The 15,909-nt window shown below is 73.6% G+C and carries 14 protein-coding genes; 11 read left to right on the forward strand and 3 right to left on the reverse strand.

All coding sequences use genetic code 11. The features are described from left to right. The first annotated feature begins 4 nt into the window (after positions 1-4). A complete protein-coding gene (locus tag ACFYUZ_RS28800) occupies positions 5-1,474 on the forward strand; it encodes a PLP-dependent aminotransferase family protein (RefSeq protein WP_389314035.1) in 1,470 nt (489 codons plus the stop codon). A gap of 73 nt (positions 1,475-1,547) precedes the next feature. Continuing rightward, positions 1,548-2,051, forward strand: coding sequence for an FBP domain-containing protein (locus ACFYUZ_RS28805; protein ID WP_389314037.1), 504 nt, complete (start codon positions 1,548-1,550; stop codon positions 2,049-2,051). Positions 2,052-2,075: 24 nt separating this feature from the next. Here ACFYUZ_RS28805 and ACFYUZ_RS28810 read toward each other — a convergent pair whose 3' ends face one another. After that, the gene (locus ACFYUZ_RS28810; RefSeq protein WP_389314039.1) at positions 2,076-3,257 is read right to left on the reverse strand and encodes an acyl-CoA dehydrogenase family protein; all 1,182 of its coding nucleotides are present in this window, start codon (positions 3,255-3,257) and stop codon (positions 2,076-2,078) included. A gap of 161 nt (positions 3,258-3,418) precedes the next feature. Between ACFYUZ_RS28810 and ACFYUZ_RS28815 the strand changes: the two genes are divergently transcribed. Both ACFYUZ_RS28815 and ACFYUZ_RS28820 read left to right on the forward strand, forming a co-directional pair. Next, positions 3,419-4,627 carry a CaiB/BaiF CoA transferase family protein gene (locus ACFYUZ_RS28815; RefSeq protein ID WP_389314041.1) on the forward strand — a complete coding sequence of 403 codons (1,209 nt, stop codon included), beginning with the start codon at positions 3,419-3,421 and terminating at the stop codon, positions 4,625-4,627. 65 nt (positions 4,628-4,692) lie between these two features. Next, positions 4,693-5,373, forward strand: coding sequence for a GntR family transcriptional regulator (locus tag ACFYUZ_RS28820; RefSeq protein WP_389314043.1), 681 nt, complete (start codon positions 4,693-4,695; stop codon positions 5,371-5,373). Between the two features lie 2 nt (positions 5,374-5,375). On the opposite strand, the gene ACFYUZ_RS28825 is transcribed toward ACFYUZ_RS28820, so the two are convergent. After that, entirely contained in the window at positions 5,376-6,767 is a 1,392-nt protein-coding gene (locus tag ACFYUZ_RS28825) for a hypothetical protein (protein WP_389314045.1), read from the reverse strand. A gap of 171 nt (positions 6,768-6,938) precedes the next feature. On the opposite strand from ACFYUZ_RS28825, the gene ACFYUZ_RS28830 reads away from it, so the two are divergent. The 7 genes from ACFYUZ_RS28830 to ACFYUZ_RS28860 all read left to right on the forward strand — a co-directional run bounded on the left by ACFYUZ_RS28830 (position 6,939) and on the right by ACFYUZ_RS28860 (position 13,944). Continuing rightward, complete coding sequence (locus tag ACFYUZ_RS28830) at positions 6,939-7,037, forward strand: putative leader peptide (RefSeq protein ID WP_389314047.1); 99 nt, start codon at positions 6,939-6,941, stop codon at positions 7,035-7,037. A gap of 177 nt (positions 7,038-7,214) precedes the next feature. Further along, positions 7,215-8,339 carry an LLM class flavin-dependent oxidoreductase gene (locus ACFYUZ_RS28835; protein ID WP_389314049.1) on the forward strand — a complete coding sequence of 375 codons (1,125 nt, stop codon included), beginning with the start codon at positions 7,215-7,217 and terminating at the stop codon, positions 8,337-8,339. A gap of 26 nt (positions 8,340-8,365) precedes the next feature. Further along, positions 8,366-9,238: an ABC transporter permease gene (locus ACFYUZ_RS28840; RefSeq protein WP_389314126.1), complete on the forward strand. Its 873-nt coding sequence runs from the start codon at positions 8,366-8,368 to the stop codon at positions 9,236-9,238. 44 nt (positions 9,239-9,282) lie between these two features. Further along, complete coding sequence (locus ACFYUZ_RS28845; protein WP_389314051.1) at positions 9,283-10,326, forward strand: glycine betaine ABC transporter substrate-binding protein; 1,044 nt, start codon at positions 9,283-9,285, stop codon at positions 10,324-10,326. Beyond that, the gene (locus tag ACFYUZ_RS28850) at positions 10,313-11,089 is read left to right on the forward strand and encodes an ABC transporter ATP-binding protein (protein WP_389314053.1); all 777 of its coding nucleotides are present in this window, start codon (positions 10,313-10,315) and stop codon (positions 11,087-11,089) included. The genes ACFYUZ_RS28845 and ACFYUZ_RS28850 overlap by 14 nt, the downstream gene beginning before the upstream one ends. A gap of 67 nt (positions 11,090-11,156) precedes the next feature. Beyond that, complete coding sequence (locus tag ACFYUZ_RS28855) at positions 11,157-11,750, forward strand: TetR/AcrR family transcriptional regulator (protein ID WP_389314055.1); 594 nt, start codon at positions 11,157-11,159, stop codon at positions 11,748-11,750. Between the two features lie 124 nt (positions 11,751-11,874). Further along, positions 11,875-13,944 (forward strand): discoidin domain-containing protein, encoded by a 2,070-nt coding sequence (locus ACFYUZ_RS28860; protein WP_389314057.1) that lies wholly within the window; start codon positions 11,875-11,877, stop codon positions 13,942-13,944. Between the two features lie 63 nt (positions 13,945-14,007). On the opposite strand, the gene ACFYUZ_RS28865 is transcribed toward ACFYUZ_RS28860, so the two are convergent. Then, entirely contained in the window at positions 14,008-15,894 is a 1,887-nt protein-coding gene (locus tag ACFYUZ_RS28865) for a glycoside hydrolase family 5 protein (RefSeq protein ID WP_389314059.1), read from the reverse strand. Positions 15,895-15,909: the final 15 nt, after the last annotated feature.

A 15,909-nucleotide genomic window follows, 5' to 3' on the forward strand; every position in this document is an offset into this window, starting at 1 on the left:
TGGCATGGCAGCGGCACGCGTGGTCCACACTGCGGACCGAACCCTGACGGGCCGCCAGCTCGCGTCGCTCCTCACCGCGCCCCCGGAGGGCCGGTTCGGGTACCGGGAGCTCGCGCGGGCCGTGCGGGAGGCGCTGCTCGACGGCCGGGTGGCGCTGCGCCTGCGGCTGCCGGCCGAGCGCGAGCTCGCCGCGGTGCTCATGGTGAGCCGGACCACCGTGACGGGGGCGTACGACCTGCTGCGGGAGAGCGGTTACGCGCACAGCCGGCGCGGCGCCGGGACGTGGACCGCGCTGCCGGACGGGCAGGCGCCCACCGTCCTCGGGGCCTTCCAGGACGACGCCGGCGCGACCATCGACCTCGCCCTCGCCGCGCCGCCCGCCCCGGAGGCCGAGCTGTCCGCCGCGCTGGCCGAGGCCGCCGCCGAGCTGCCCCGCTACTCCGGGTCGCAGGGCTACCACCCGTACGGGCTGCCCGCGCTGCGCGCCGCGATCGCCGAGCGCTACACGGCCCGGGGCCTGCCGACCCTCCCGGACCAGATCCTCGTCACCACGGGCGCCCAGCAGGCCGTCTCGCTGGTCCTCGCGCTGCTCGGCCGGGCCGGTGACCGGGTGCTCGCCGAGAACCCCTCGTACGCCAACGCCCTCGACGCGATGCGGGGGCGGATGCTCCGCGTCACGCCGGTGCCGGTGACCGAGGCCGGGTGGGACACCGGGCTCGTCGACGCGGCGCTCCGGCAGACCGCGCCGCGCCTGGCCTATCTGATCCCGGACTTCCACAACCCGACCGGCCGGCTCATGCCGGCGGAGCAGCGCCGGGAGATCGCGCGGTCCGCGCGGGCCACCGGGACCTGGCTGGTGGTCGACGAGACGCTGACGGACATGGCCCTGGACGTGCCCGCGCCGCCGCCGTTCGCGGCGGCGGCCGGTGGGGGCGACGGCGAGCAGATCGTCTCCGTCGGCTCGCTCAGCAAGAGCTGCTGGGGCGGGCTGCGGGTCGGCTGGGTGCGGGCCGCGTCCCGCGTCGTGACCGAGCTGGCCCGGGTGCGGATCACGGCCGACCTGTCCGGTTCCGTGCTGGACCAGCTGGTGGCCGTCGCCCTGATGGGCCGTCTCGACGTGATCCTGCCGCGGCGCCTCGACGGGCTGCGGCTGCGCCGGGCCGCGCTGGCCGAGGCGCTGGCCCGCCACGTGCCGGAGTGGCGGTGGGCGGTGCCGCCGGGCGGGATGTGCCTCTGGATCGACCTGGGCCGGCCGGTCGCGTCCTCCCTCGCGTCCCGGGCCCTGCGGCACGGGGTGCGGGTGGAGGGCGGGGCCCGGTTCGGGGTGGATCCGGGGACGCACGAGCACCGGCTGCGGATCCCGTTCACCCTGCCCGTGGACGTGTACGAGCCGGCTGCGGAGCGGCTCGCGGCGGCCCTGGACGGGGCCCCGGGGCGCTTCGCCGATCCGGCGCTGCCGGACTGGGTGGCCTGAGGGCCGGGCGGGCCGCGTACCGGGGCTCCATATTCGGATGCCCGCCCCGGGCGATCCGTGTACGGTCCACCGAGTGGAACCACTGACCGACAAACAGATCCGCGCGTCCTTCGTGAACTGCACCAAGGGCGAGGCGGCGCGACTCAAGCTCCCCCTCGACTTCGCCGAACTCCCCTGGGAGGAACTGGACTTCCTCGGCTGGGTCGACCCGGGCGCGCCCCTGCGGGCGCACCTGGTCGTGCCCCGCGAGGACGGGCCGCTCGGCGTGACCCTGCGGGTCCCCGCCACCGGCCGGACCAGCGCCGTGAAGTCGAGCATGTGCCAGGTCTGTCTGACCGCGCACGCGTCCTCGGGCGTCACGCTCCTGGTGGCACCCCTGGCCGGCAGCCGCGGCCGCGAGGGGAACACGGTCGGCATCTACCTCTGCGCCGACCTCGCCTGCTCCCTCTACGTCCGGGGCCGGCGGCAGCCGAAGCTGCGCCACCGGCGCCACGAGGAGTCCCTCACCCTCGACGAGCAGGTCGCCCGTCTGACGGGCAACCTGGACGCGTTCCTGGACCGGGTGACGGCGGGCTGAGGGCCGGGACGGCGTCCCGGTGGCTCAGCGGAAGGCCTGCTCGCCGGTGAGCGCCTTGCCGATGACCAGGGAGTGGACCTCGCTCGTGCCCTCGTAGGTGAGCACCGACTCCAGGTTGTTGGCGTGGCGCAGCACCGGGTATTCGAGGGTGATGCCGTTGGCGCCCAGGATCGTGCGGCACTCGCGGGCGATCGCGATCGCCTCGCGGACGTTGTTCAGCTTGCCCACGCTGACCTGCTCGGGGGTGAGCGCGCCCGCGTCCTTGAGGCGGCCGAGGTGGAGGGCGAGGAGCATGCCCTTGCCGAGCTCGACCGACATGTCGGCGAGCTTCTGCTGCGTCAGCTGGTAGGAGGCGAGGGAGCGGGCGAAGACCACCCGGTCCTTGGCGTAGGAGATCGCCGTCTCCAGGCAGTCGCGGGCGGCGCCGAGCGCGCCGAAGACGATGCCGAAGCGGGCCTCGTTGAGGCAGCCGAGCGGGCCGGAGAGGCCGCGGGCCTCCGGCAGCACGGCGTCGGCGGGCAGCCGCACGTCCTCGAAGACGAGTTCGCTGGTGACGCTCGCGCGCAGCGAGAGCTTCATCTTGATCTCGGGGGCGCTGAAGCCGGGGGTGCCGGCCGGGACGAGGAAGCCGCGGACGCCGTCCTCGGTGCGCGCCCAGACGACGGCGACGTCGGCCACCGAGCCGTTGGTGATCCACATCTTGGTGCCGTTCAGCACCCAGTCGGAGCCGTCCCGCTTGGCGTTGGTCCGCATGGCGCCGGGGTCGGAGCCGGCGTCCGGCTCGGTGAGCCCGAAGCAGCCGATGTACTCGCCGGCCGCCATCTTCGGCAGCCAGCGCTGCTTCTGCTCCTCGGAGCCGTGCTTCCAGATCGCGTACATGGCGAGGGAGCCCTGTACGGAGACGAGGGAGCGCAGTCCGGAGTCGACGGCCTCCAGCTCCAGGCAGGCGAGGCCGTACGCGACGGAGTTGGTGCCCGCGCAGCCGTAGCCCTCCAGGTGCATGCCGAGCACGCCGATGCCGCCGAGGGTGCGGGCGAGCTCGCGGGCGGGGATCTCGCCCTTCTCGAACCAGCCGGCGACGTGCGGTCGCAGCTCGCGGTCGACCACGGCGCGGACGGTGTTCCGGATCTCCCGCTCCTCGTCGGTCAGGAGTCCGTCGACGGCGAGCAGGTCGAAGGGGTGGACGGGGGTGGACGGCGACTTCACGGACGGCCTCCTGGCGACTGTGGCAACGCGGTGGCAACTCGGCGAGCCGAAGCGTATCCACAGATCGGATATTGGATCCAGTATTGAAAATCCGACACCGGGACCCTACGGTCCGATTGGATCCAATCTCCGGTATCCCCAGCGGGAGCGAGGAAAGCTGAATGCGCGCAGACCAGCAGCACACACCGGGGACGCCACCGGAAACCGGCGCCCTGTCCGGGATCGTCGTCGCCGACTTCGGCCGGGTGCTCGCCGGGCCGTACATGACGATGCTCCTCGCCGACCTGGGCGCGGACGTGATCAAGATCGAGCGGCCGGGCTCGGGCGACGACACGCGCGCGTGGGGCCCGCCGTTCGCCGCGGGAGAGGCCACGTACTTCCTCGGCGTCAACCGGAACAAGCGTTCCGTGTCGCTCGACCTCACGGACCCCGAGGACCTGGCCGCGGCGCGCGCGATCGTGGACCGGGCGGACGTCCTCGTCGAGAACTTCCGCCCCGGCACGATGGAGAAGCTCGGCCTCGGGTACGAGCAGCTGCGCGCGGGCAACCCGGGCCTCGTCTACTGCTCGGTGACCGGTTTCGGCACCGCCGGGGGCGCCCGCCTGCCGGGTTACGACCTGCTCGTCCAGGCCATGGGCGGCCTCATGAGCGTGACGGGAGAGCCGGACGGCCGGGGCACGAAGGCCGGGGTCGCCCTGGTCGACGTCATCACCGGCCTCCACGCGGGCCTCGGCGTGCTCGCCGCCCTGCGCCACCGGGAACGCACCGGCGAGGGCCAGCGGGTCGAGGTCTCCCTGCTCGGCTCCCTCCTCTCGGCGCTCACCAACCAGGCCGCCGCCCACCTCGGTGCCGGGGTCGTGCCGCGCGCGATGGGCAACAGGCACCCGAGCATCGCCCCGTACGAGGTCTTCGAGGCGCGGGACCGGCCGCTGGTCCTCGCCGTGGGCAACGACCGGCAGTTCGGGGCGCTGTGCGAGCGGCTCGGCCTGCCGGAGCTCGCCGGGGACCCCCGTTTCGCGACGAACACGGTCCGGGTCGCCCACCGGGAGGAGCTGGTCGACGCCCTGGCCGGCCCGCTCGGAACCCGTACCGCCGACGCCTGGTTCGAGGAGCTCACCGCGGCCGGCGTGCCCTGCGGGCCGATCAACGACCTGGCGGCCGCCTTCGACCTCGCCGACCGGCTCGGGCTCGCACCACGGGTCCCCGAGTCCGCCGCCGGCCCCGGCCAGGTCGCCCACCCGATCCGGCTGGACGCCACTCCGCCCTCCTACCGCACCGCTCCCCCTCGCCTGGGCGAGCACACGGACGACGTGCTGTCGGAGCTGGGGCGGGTCGTCCACGGGGCGTCGGCGGCGGGCGGCGGCGCGTAGGAAGATGGTCGCCGCCGGTGGCGTGGTCCACCGGCGGCGACGTGAGGGAACGGAGGTCACAGGCGATGAGCAGCGCGGTGCAGAAGCGGCGGCCGCAGACCGCCCAGCAGTTCGTCCTGGAGGAGCTGCGGCGCGCCATCACCACCGGGGAGCTCAGGCCCGGCGGCCCGATCCGCCAAGAGGCCCTGGCGACGCGGTTCGAGGTGAGCCGGGTGCCGCTCCGGGAGGCCCTGAAGGCCCTGGAGGCGGAGGGCCTGGTGGTCCATCACGTCCACCGCGGCTACTTCGTCGCGGAGCTCTCCCTCGACGACCTGGAGGAGATCTACCGCATCCGCGAGCTCCTGGAGACCGAGGCGGTCCGCATGGCCGTCCGGCGGATGCCGGACGGCACGGTCGCCACGCTCGAACGGATCCAGCGGGAGGTGGAACGGGCCGCCGACGAAGGGGACGTGGCCGCGATGGCGACCGCGAACCGGCTCTTCCACTTCACCCTGATCGAGGCCTCCGGGATGCCGCGCCTCGTCCGCCTCGTCGCGACCCTGTGGGACGCCACCGACGCGTACCGCTCGCTGTACTACACCGAGTCGCCGCACCGGAAGCAGGCCGTGCGGGAGCACCGGGCGGTGATCTCCGCGCTCCGCCACGGCGACGAGGAGAGCGCCGTCCGCCGGCTCGACGAGCACCGGGCCCACGCGGTGGCCGCGCTGCGCGAGGTCCTCGGCGCGAGAGCCCCGGCAGGGGACTGACCTCACCCGGACGCGGTCCGCCCGGCGCCCGCGCGCCGGACCGCTCCCGTCACGACGAGGACGGCGGCCACGACGGCCAGGCCCCAGGGAGCGCTGTCGGCCGCGTACAGCGGGTCCGTGAACATGCCGGCGGCCACGAGTCCCAGGAACGCCCCCGACGCGAGGAACCCGGTGCCGCCCGGCATGGCGTCCGCGGTCCGCCAGTTCCTGCGCGGGATCCACAGACGCAGCAGCTCCGCGGTCACGGCGAGGGACACCAGGCGGGTCGCGACGGCGCACCACAGGGGCGTCGCGTCCGTCTCGCCCGCGCCCAGCATCGCGGTCACGCCGAAGAAGGCGACCGGCACGAGCCAGCCGAGGCTCGCCCGGACGCCGGGCGCGGGCCGGGCATCGGCCGTGGCACCCGACGCGGACCCGGACTCCGGCTCCGCCTCCGGTGCGCGCGGGGCCGGGATCACCGGCGGCGCGGCCGGCACCGGACGCAGGGCGCGGGAACGTGCCCGGCGGTCACGGAACCCGAGATCGCCGTAGAGGTCGACGTGGGCGGCCAGTTCGGCCCGGAGCACGAGGAGCCGCTCCGCCATCTCGTCGAACCCGGCCCTGCGGAGCGCGGCCTCGTCCGCCGCCTCGCGCTCGGCGCGGGCCAGCGTCGCCAGGCGCTCCGCGTGGAGCTGTTCGGCTTCGGCGCGGGCGGCCTCGGCGGTCTTCGGGACTTCGGCGAGGTCGGCCTGGAGGCGTCCCCGTTCGTTCTCGATGATCTCCTCGATGCGGTGCCGCTCGTCCGGGGGCAGTTCCTTCGGCGCGCGGGCCTCCGCACGGGCGACGGCGGCTCGCCGCCACTCCATCAGGGGCCTGCCCCGGTGCTCGCCGATGCCGTTGACGTGGACCTTGCGGCCCTGGGTGCGGTGGATGTAGAGGACGTCCCCGCCGCGGCCGTCGGGGGCCTTGCCCCAGCTGACCCGCTTGAAGTCGGCGGCCGTCCTGATGCCCTGTGCCGCGAGGTCGCGGGCGAGTCCGCTGCCGATGCCGTTCACCTCGCTCGCCGTCAGGCGCGTCCCGCGGAGCGAGCGTTCGATCGATTCGCGCCGCAGCACGGCGAGCGCCCGGCGTTCGCGCTCGGCACGCTTCCCGTCGAGGCCGTTCAGCTGGGCGGTGAGGGACCGCTCGCTCCTGGCCCGCTTCTCGTGGATGCGTTGCAGGGCCTTCCCGTGCCGCGCCTGGGCGCGGATCCGGGCCCCGGCCTCCCGGTTCAGCCGCCGACCGTCCGCGAGCTCGAACGGGCGTCGTGCGGCCAGGAGCCGGCGCTGGGCCCCGACCGACTCGACGAGGCGTCGTCGTTCGGCACGTGTCTCGGCCGGACCGGTGGCCTGGAGGGGCGTGGTGCTGTCGATCACAGGTGGCTCTTCGGGGGCTCGTGAGAACAGGGGGCCTCATTATCGCCAACCATCCGTCACCGGCCCCGAGGCCGTGCACGGGTGGGAGCCGCATTCCGAGGAGCGAGACGGTGGCGTCCGCATCACGGACGCGACTTGTGGGCCGGCACTCGCCGCGGCAAGGATGCCCGCATGACTCCCGCCCTCGTCTCCCGCCGCCACGTGGATCTTCTGCGTGTCGCGGGGATGCTGTGTCGGTCCGAGTCGTGTCGCCGCGCGGCCTGTCGCTGAGCCCCTTTCCGGCGTTCCGCACCTCCTCACACCGTCGGCCGTCGTCCTCCGACGCCGACCGTCCCCGTCGACACCCCTCACGGCCCTGAAGCCACGGGCCTCCCTTCACGCTCCGCGCGCCTGACGTGGTGCCGCGCGCACCCGTCCCGGCCCCGCTCTTCCCCGAGGTACGTCCGCATGTCCTCTTCCCGTACTCCCGTCCTGCACTGGTTCCTGCCCACCGGCGGCGACGGCCGCGACCCCGGCGGGGTCACCGCCGTCCAGGGCCGTTCCGCCGCCGCGACCCGCCGCGGCGCCGGCCTCGACTACCTGGCGCAGGTGGCCCGCGCGGCCGAACAGGCCGGTTTCGCCCGGCTGCTGACGCCCGTGGGACTCGGCTGTGCGGATCCCTGGGTGCTGACCTCCGCCGTCGCCGCGGTGACCGAGCGGATCGGTTTCCTCGTCGCGTTCCGCGCGGGGCTCGCCCAGCCGACGCTGGTCGCGCAGCAGGCGGACACGTTCCGGCGGCTCTTCGGCGAGCGCATCGCCCTGAACGTGGTCACCGGCGGCGACCCGGTCGAGCAGAAGGCGTACGGCGACCACCTCCCGAAGGACGAGCGGTACGTCAGGACCGGTGAACTCATGCGCGTCGTGCGTGGGTTGCTCGACGGTTCGGATGTCACTCTGAACGGACGTCACGTGCGGGTGGAGGAGGCCCGGCTGACCGCTCCCGCCGTCGGGACGCCCGTCCCCCTCTACTTCGGCGGCGCCTCCCCGGAGGCCGAGGACGTCGCGGCACGCCACGCCGAGGTGCAGCTGCTGTGGGGCGAGCCTCCGGCCGCCGTCGCCGAACGCGTCGCCCGGGTACGGGCCAAGGCGGCGCGGGAGGGCCGCACCCTGCGCTTCGGCATCCGTCTCCACGTCATCACCCGGGACACCTCGGCCGAGGCCTGGCAGGAGGCCGACCGCATCCTCGCCGGCTTCGACCCCGAGGCGGTCCGCGCCTCGCAGGAACGGTTCGCCCGTATGGACTCCACCGGCCAGGCCCGGATGACCGCGCTGCACGGCGGCTCCGCCGGCAGCCTGACCGTCGCGCCCAATCTGTGGGCGGGCATCGGACTCGTCCGCGAGGGGGCCGGGACGGCGCTCGTCGGCTCGCACGACGAGGTCGCGCTGCGGCTCTTCGAGTACGGGCAGGCCGGCATCGACGAGTTCGTCCTCTCCGGCTACCCGCACCTCGAAGAGGCCTACCGCGTCGGCGAGGAGGTGGCGCCCCGGCTGCGGGCGCTCACCGGGGCGGCCGCCGCGAAGGCGGCGGCGTGACCGTCCTCGGCACCACGAACGCCACCGTGACCGGCGCCGAGGACGACGCCGAAGACGCGGCAGGCAGGACCGTCCCCGCCTCCGCGCGCCCGGCCCGCCGTGCCAGGACCGGAGTGGCCGCCCTGCGCTGGGCCGCGCTGCGGCTCCTCGCCCTCGTGGTGCTCCTCGCCGCCTGGCAGGCCGTGGTCTCCGCCGGCGTCTGGCCCCGGGTCCTCGTCCCTTCCCCGGGCGACGTGTGGCAGGCCTTCGTACGGGCGTCGACCGTGCACGACGGGGTGCGCGGCATCAGCGACCACCTGCTCGTCGAGCATCTGGCCGTCTCCCTGCGCCGGATCGCCATCGGCACGGGTTACGCGGCGCTCGTCGGCATCCCCCTGGGGCTGCTGATCGGCGTGGTGAAGCCGGTCGCCGTGGTCCTGGAGCCGGCCGTCACGTTCCTGCGCACGCTGCCCCCACTGGCGTACCTCTCCCTGCTGGTCATCTGGTTCGGCATCGACGAGTCCCCGAAGATCTGGCTGCTGCTCATCGCGGCGCTTCCGCCCGTCGCGGCGGCCACCGCGGCCGCCGTACGGGGCGTCCCGGCCGACCTGGTGGAGGCGGGGCGGGCCCTGGGCGCGGGCCCGGCGGCACTGCTGTTGTCGATCCGGCTGCCCGCCGCGCTGCCGGAGATCCTCACCGGCGTGCGGATCGCCGTCGGCATCGCGTACACCTCGGTCGTCGCCGCCGAGACCATCAACGGCGTCCCCGGCATCGGCGGCATGATCCGTGACGCCCAGCGCTACAACCAGACCGACCTCGTCATCGCCGGGATCATCGCGATCGGCCTCTCCGGCATCGCCCTCGACGCGCTGTTCAGGGGCCTGGAACGGGCCGCCGTCCCGTGGCGCGGCCGCGCCTGACACCCCCCGACAAAACCACCTGCTCCCTCTCCGAAGGAACCGTCATGCCCTCGTCCCGTCGCGGTGCCGTCCTCGCCGCCTCCGCCACCGCCCTGCTGCTCGCCCTGTCCACCACCGCCTGCGGCACGGGCGCCGACGCCGCCGAGGGGAAGGACGGGAAGGTCCGGGTGCGCATCGCGTACCAGGCGATCCCCAACGCCGATCTGGTGGTGAAGAACCAGAAGCTCCTGGAGAAGGCCCTGCCGGACGCCGAGGTGTCCTGGGTGAAGTTCGACTCGGGCGGCGACGTCAACACCGCCGTGATCGCCGGGTCCGTGGACCTCGGGCTTCTCGGTTCGAGCCCGGTGACCAAGGGTCTGTCGGCGCCGCTGCACATCCCGTACAAGGTGCTGTGGATCCACGATCTGATCGGCGACAACGAGGCCCTGGTCGCCAGGAAGGACATCGCGTCCGTCGCCGCCCTCAAGGGCCGGAAGATCGCCACGCCCTTCGGGTCGACCTCCCACTACTCACTGCTCGTGGCGCTGGAGTCGGCCGGTCTGAAGGCCTCCGACGTGACGCTCGTCGACCTGCAGCCGCAGGACGCGCTCGCGGCCTGGCAGCGCGGCGACATCGACGCCGCCTATGTGTGGACGCCGAGCCTGACCGAGCTGAAGAAGGACGGGAAGGTGCTCGTCACCAGCCGTACGATCGCGGAGCGGGGCAGGCCGACGGCCGACCTGGGGGTCGTCACCGACGCGTTCGCGGCCAAGCACCCGGAGATCGTCGACGCCTGGCTGAAGGCGGAGGACCAGGCGGTGAAGCTGGCCGAGAGCGACCCCGCGAAGGCGGCCGGCTCCATCGGCGCCGAGCTCGGCCTCGCCCCCGACGAGGCCCGGAAGCAGCTCGCCGAGCTGGTCCTGCTCACCGCGGAGGAGCAGCAGGGCGCCCAGTACCTCGGCAGGCCGGGGGCGCCGGGGGCGCTCGCCGCGAACCTGCGCGACGCCGCCGTCTTCCTCAAGGGCCAGAAGGCCATCGACGCCGTGCCGGAGCAGGCCGAGTTCGCGAAGGCCCTCGCGCTGAAGGAGCTCGCCCGTGTCGTCCGCTGACACCGCCGTGCGCCTCGCCGACATCGAACTCTCGGACGTCGGCGTCCGGTACGGGACGGTCAAGGCGCCCGTCGTCGCGGTCGCCGGTGTCTCGCTGGCCGTGGAGCCCGGCGAGTTCGTGGTCCTGGTCGGCCCCTCGGGCTGCGGCAAGACGACGCTGCTCCGCCTGGTGGCGGGCTTCGAGCGGCCCGCCACCGGAGCCGTGGAGGTCCGCAGGAAGGTCGGCGTCGTCTTCCAGCAGCCGCGTCTCTTCCCGTGGCGGACGGTGGGCGGGAACCTCGCCTTCGCCCTGGCCCGGCACGGGGCCGCCCGTGCCGGTCGGGCGGCCCGGATCGAGGAGCTGCTCTCCCTGGTGGGCCTCTCCGGCATGGGGGGCCGGCGGACCTGGGAGCTGTCGGGCGGGCAGCAGCAGCGGGTCGCGATCGCGCGGGCGCTGGCGGTGGAGCCCCAGATCCTGCTGATGGACGAGCCGTTCGCCGCGCTCGACGCGCTGACCCGCGAGCGCCTCCAGGAGGAGGTGCGCACGCTCGCGGCCACGACCGGCACGACGGTCCTCTTCGTCACGCACTCCGCCGAGGAGGCCGTCCTCCTCGGCTCCCGGGTCCTGGTGATGGCGGCCGGCCCCGGGCGGGTGGTCGCCGAGGTGCCGGTGCCCCTCCCCCGCGACCCGGGCACGGATGTCGCCTCGCTGCGCGGCGACCCCGCGTTCGCCGCCCTGCGGGCGGAGCTGGCGGCGACGACGCGGAGCTCGGCGGCGGCCTGACGGGCTCGCGTCCGGCGCGTGGTGCGGGAGCTGCGGTTACCCTGTGCGCCGGACGCGAGGAGGAACCATGGCGCGGATGCCGTCGGCCGAACGACGCAGACAGCTGGTCGAGGCGGCGATCAGGGCGATGACCAGGGACGGTGTCGCCAAGACCACCACCCGGTCGATCTGCGCCGAGGCGGGGGTCTCGCTGAGCGTCTTCCACTACTGCTTCGACTCCAAGCAGGCGCTCCTCGAAGCCGCGATCGAGACGATCACCGGCAATTACGTGGCGCGCGTGATGTCGGCGGTCGAGCCGGGTGCGACGCTGCGCGAGACCGTCCGGGGCGCTCTGCAGACGTACTGGGACCACGTCACGGCCCACCCGGGCGAGCACATGCTGACGTACGACCTCACCCAGTACGCCCTGCGGGAGCCCGGCTTCGAGCACCTGGCGCGCGCCCAGTACGAGCAGTACGTGGCGTCGGCGGCGGCGCTCGTCGAGCAGGTGCGCGGGGTGCGGGGGCTGGAGCCCCGGGTGCCGGTGGAGGTGATCGCGCGGTATCTGGCGGCGGCGATCGACGGGCTCACCCTGCAGTTCCTGGTCCTCGGCGACGAACGGGCCGCCGCCGACCACCTGGACCTGACGGCCGATCAACTCGTGGGCCTGATCGAGGGTTGATTCCCCGCGCGGGACCGGGGAATTCATCAACAGGTCATTTGACCCGGACTCTTGACTCGTACCTCCGGTAACGCGATCCTCGGGGCGCCCGGTACACCCCCACCGTCCGGAGGCATCGCAGAACATGACTCGACCCTTCTCGCGCGAGGCCGGCGGCAGATCCGCCCTCCTGGCGCTGCTCCTCGCCCTCGCCGCGGTGCTGTTCGGCTCCGCTCCGGTCCCCGCCGCCGCCGGCGGCACGTGGTGGGAAGCCACGTCCCGGCCCGCGCCCGACTCGCAGATCAACGTCACCGGTGAGCCGTTCAAGGGAACGGACGCCCAGGGGAGGGTGCGCGGATTCGTCGACGCGCACAACCACCTGATGTCCAACGAGGGCTTCGGCGGCCGGATGATCTGCGGGGCGACGTTCTCGCAGGCGGGTGTCGCCGACGCCCTCAAGGACTGTCCCGAGCACTACCCGGACGGCTCGGGGGCGCTCTTCGAGCACCTCACGGGCGGTGACAACGGGAAGCACGACCCGGTCGGCTGGCCCACGTTCAAGGACTGGCCCGCCCACGACTCGCTGAGCCACCAGCAGAACTACTACGCCTGGGTCGAGCGCGCCTGGCGCGGCGGGCAGCGGGTCCTCGTCAACGACCTGGTGACCAACGGGCTGATCTGCTCGCTCCTGCCCCGGGACCGCACCTGCGACGAGATGACCGCGATCCGTCTGGAGGCCCGCAGGACGTACGAGCTGCAGGACTACGTCGACGGGATGTACGGCGGGCCCGGCAAGGGCTGGTTCCGGATCGTCACCAGCGCCGACCAGGCCCGCTCGGTGATCCAGCAGGGCAAGCTCGCCGTCGTCCTCGGCGTGGAGACCTCGGAGCCCTTCGGCTGCAAGCAGATCCTCGACATCGCCCAGTGCGGTCAGGCGGACATCGACAAGGGCCTCGACGAGCTGTACGCGCTCGGCGTGCGCAGCATGTTCCTCTGCCACAAGTTCGACAACGCGCTCTGCGGCGTCCGCTTCGACAGCGGGACGACGGGTGTGGCGGTGAACATCGGCCAGTTCCTGTCCACGGGCACGTTCTGGGCCACCGAGAAGTGCGCGGGTCCCCAGCACGACAACCCGATCGGTCTCGCCGCAGCGCCGGCCGCGATGGCCGAGAAGCTGCCGGCCGGGGTGGCCGTCCCCTCGTACGCCTCCGACGCCAAGTGCAACACCCGGGGTCTCACGCGGCTCGGGGAGTACGCCCTGAAGGGCATGATCCAGCGCGGCATGATGCTGGAGCTCGACCACATGAGCGTCAAGGCCGCCGGGCGGGCGCTCGACATCCTGGAGGCCGAGGAGTACCCCGGCGTCGTCTCCAGCCACAGCTGGATGGACCTGGACTGGACCGAGCGGCTCTACCGCCTCGGCGGTTTCGCCGCCTCGTACATGCACAGCGCCACGGGCTTCGTCGGTGAGGCGGGCCAGAAGGCGGACCTGCGGAAGAAGTACGGGGTCGGGTTCGGCTACGGCACGGACATGAACGGGGTCGGCGGCTGGCCGGGCCCGGTCGGGGCGGACGCGCCGAACGCGGTGAAGTACCCCTTCCGCAGCTTCGACGGCGGCTCGGTCCTCGACCGTCAGGTCACCGGTGAGCGCACCTGGGACCTCAACACCGACGGTGCCGCGCACAACGGTCTCGTGCCGGACTGGATCGAGCAGATCCGGCTCACCCCCGGCGGTCAGGGCGTCGTGGACGACCTGTCGCGGGGAGCGGAGTCGTACCTGACCACCTGGAAGCGGACCGAGGACCACGAGCCGGGCGTGAACCTCGCGGCCGGGCGGCCGGTGTCGGCCAGCACCACCCAGTGGTGGAACCCCTTCGTGGACTTCTCGCCGGGGCTCACGGTCGACGGCGACACGGGGACCCGCTGGGCCAGCGAGTGGTCGGACGACCAGTGGCTGAAGGTGGACCTGGGCTCGGTGCGCCGGGTCGGGCGGGTCACGCTCGACTGGGAGCGGGCCTACGCGCGCGCGTACCGGATCGAACTGTCGGAGGACGGCACGACCTGGCGGAACGCGTGGTCCACGGACGCGGGTGACGGCGGCTACGACACGGCGACGTTCGACTCGCAGCCGGCCCGCTACGTGCGCGTCCACGGGGTGAAGCGGGCCACGGACTGGGGCTACTCGCTCTACGAGGTGGCCGTCAACAGGTCCTGAGCGTACGGAGAGGGGGCCTGCCGGATCGGATCCGGCAGGCCCCCTCCCGCTCTGTCCGGCGCCCTACAGAGCGCGGCAGAGCAGGGCGTCGGGGGTCTTCCCCTTGGCCCAGGCGCCGGTGAAGGCGATCCCGGCCGCGTACTCTCCGGTGGCGCACTGTCCCTTGTGGTTCCCCTGGGCGAACTCGCCGCCGGGGTCCCCCGCGGGGCGGTTGTCGCCGCGGTCGAACCAGACCGTGCGGCCCGTCACCGGCAGGACGCGGGAGGCGGCGGCGCACAGGACGGCGGAGACGGCCTGGCCGCGGACGCTGTAGCCGGTCATGAACCGGTCGCGGGGGCACTGGAGCTTGGTGTAGCCGCCCGCCCAGTCGCCCTCCTTGACGTACCGTTCGTCGGTCACGACGGTGGAGCCGCCCGCCGGGTCGGCGAGCCGGGCGGCTCCGGCGTCCGTGCACAGGCCGCGTCCGTCGCGGTGGGCGAGGCCGACGAGCCGTTGCCCGTCGGGGCAGGTGCCCTTGCGGGCGCCGGGGTCCCAGTCGCCCCCGGCGCGGGTGCGGAGGGACTGCACCGCGTCGGCGTGGTCGAGGTTCAGCATGTCCCAGGTCTCGGCGGCCGGCACGGGTCCGGTGAGGGCGGGGGCGGTGACGAGCCGCCGCCAGTCGGCCGCGCGCCAGTCGTCGCCGTCGAGGATGCCGGAGCGGCGGCCCTCGGTGTCGTAGTCGAGGAGCTTCCACCGTCCGTGGCCGGTGAAGCCGACGAGCGGCCAGTAGGCGAAGTCGGTGTCGTTCGCGATCAGGTGGTCGACGAAGTCGCCGAACCAGGCACGGGCCTGGGGGTTCGTCTCGTCGGCGCCGATGCCGAACTCGCTGATCCACACGGGCGCGGTGTAGTGCCGGCCGGTGTCGGCGGCGACGAAGAAGGCCTGGCGGCGCAGGGTCGCGAAGAGTTCGTCGCGGGAGAGTTCCTGGTAGCGCCAGTCGTGGGTCTCGCCGGTGCCGGTGGCGCCGGTGTGGTTCGGGCCCGTGTAGCCGTAGAAGTGGGCCGAGTAGACGAGCTTGTCCGAGGCGACGAGGGTGTGGGAGAGGGTGCGGGCGGGCTCCAGGGTCGGCCGCCAGTGGAAGAACCCGTCGGCGGGGATGCCCTGCCAGTTGATGCCCTCGACGACGACGAGGAGGTCGGGGTTCGCCTCGGTGAGGATCCGGTCGCCGAGGCGCTGGGTGGCCGTCCACCAGTCGTGGGAGTCGCCCCGGCCCCAGTTGGCGTCGTCGGTGATCGTGCGCCGGACCTCGTTGTAGAGGTCGGCGCCGACGACCCGCTTGTCGCCCCGGTAGCGCCGGGCCATGAAGAGCCAGTCGTCCTCCCACCGCGCGGTGGTCTGGCTGGTGTTCCAGCGCTCGTTGCCGTCGAGGCCGCAGCACCAGCGGGAGGTGTTGGTGTGGTTGTTCAGGACGACGGCGAAGCCCTCGGCGGTGGTGGCGGCGATCACCGCGTCGAAGACCTGGAGCGGGGTCTTGCCGCGCAGCTGCGGGTTGGCGGCGACGGCGGCGTCGGGAACGGGCCGCTGGTCGTGGAGCATCTCGTTGGAGAACGGCAGGCGGACGCTGTTGATGCCGAGGGCGTGGAAGTCAGCGAGGATCGTCGCGACCGGCGCGCGGTCGAGGCCGAGGGGCATCTGGTCGGACTTCTCGCCGGCGTTGTGGTTGACGGGGTCGGCCTGGTCGCCCGAGCCGGTCCACGAGCCCTGTGCGCCGTGCCAGTTGGCGGACTTGAGCTTGAAGCGGTCGCCGTTCGCGTCGACGACGTAGCGGCCCTGGGTGCGGAGCGGGGGCTGCCAGCTGTCGGCGAGGGCGGGCCCCGCCGGGACGGGCGCGGTCGCGGAAGCGGGTGCCGCCGGGGTTCCGGCAGCCAGGAGGGCCGCGGCGAGCGCGGCCCCCAGGAGTGTTCTCTTCACGGTGTCCTTCGGGAT

It is taken from the genome of Streptomyces sp. NPDC004266 (assembly GCF_042874095.1).
Classification (GTDB): domain Bacteria; phylum Actinomycetota; class Actinomycetes; order Streptomycetales; family Streptomycetaceae; genus Streptomyces.

What these genes read in the sequence shown, in the direction of transcription:
- ACFYUZ_RS28800 (WP_389314035.1), top strand. Translation starts at nt 5, where the DNA reads ATGGCAGCGGCACGCGTGGTCCACACTGCGGACCGAACCCTGACGGGC.
- ACFYUZ_RS28815 (WP_389314041.1), top strand. Translation starts at nt 3,419, where the DNA reads ATGCGCGCAGACCAGCAGCACACACCGGGGACGCCACCGGAAACCGGC.
- ACFYUZ_RS28820 (WP_389314043.1), top strand. Translation starts at nt 4,693, where the DNA reads ATGAGCAGCGCGGTGCAGAAGCGGCGGCCGCAGACCGCCCAGCAGTTC.
- ACFYUZ_RS28830 (WP_389314047.1), top strand. Translation starts at nt 6,939, where the DNA reads ATGACTCCCGCCCTCGTCTCCCGCCGCCACGTGGATCTTCTGCGTGTC.
- ACFYUZ_RS28835 (WP_389314049.1), top strand. Translation starts at nt 7,215, where the DNA reads ATGTCCTCTTCCCGTACTCCCGTCCTGCACTGGTTCCTGCCCACCGGC.
- ACFYUZ_RS28845 (WP_389314051.1), top strand. Translation starts at nt 9,283, where the DNA reads ATGCCCTCGTCCCGTCGCGGTGCCGTCCTCGCCGCCTCCGCCACCGCC.
- ACFYUZ_RS28855 (WP_389314055.1), top strand. Translation starts at nt 11,157, where the DNA reads ATGGCGCGGATGCCGTCGGCCGAACGACGCAGACAGCTGGTCGAGGCG.
- ACFYUZ_RS28860 (WP_389314057.1), top strand. Translation starts at nt 11,875, where the DNA reads ATGACTCGACCCTTCTCGCGCGAGGCCGGCGGCAGATCCGCCCTCCTG.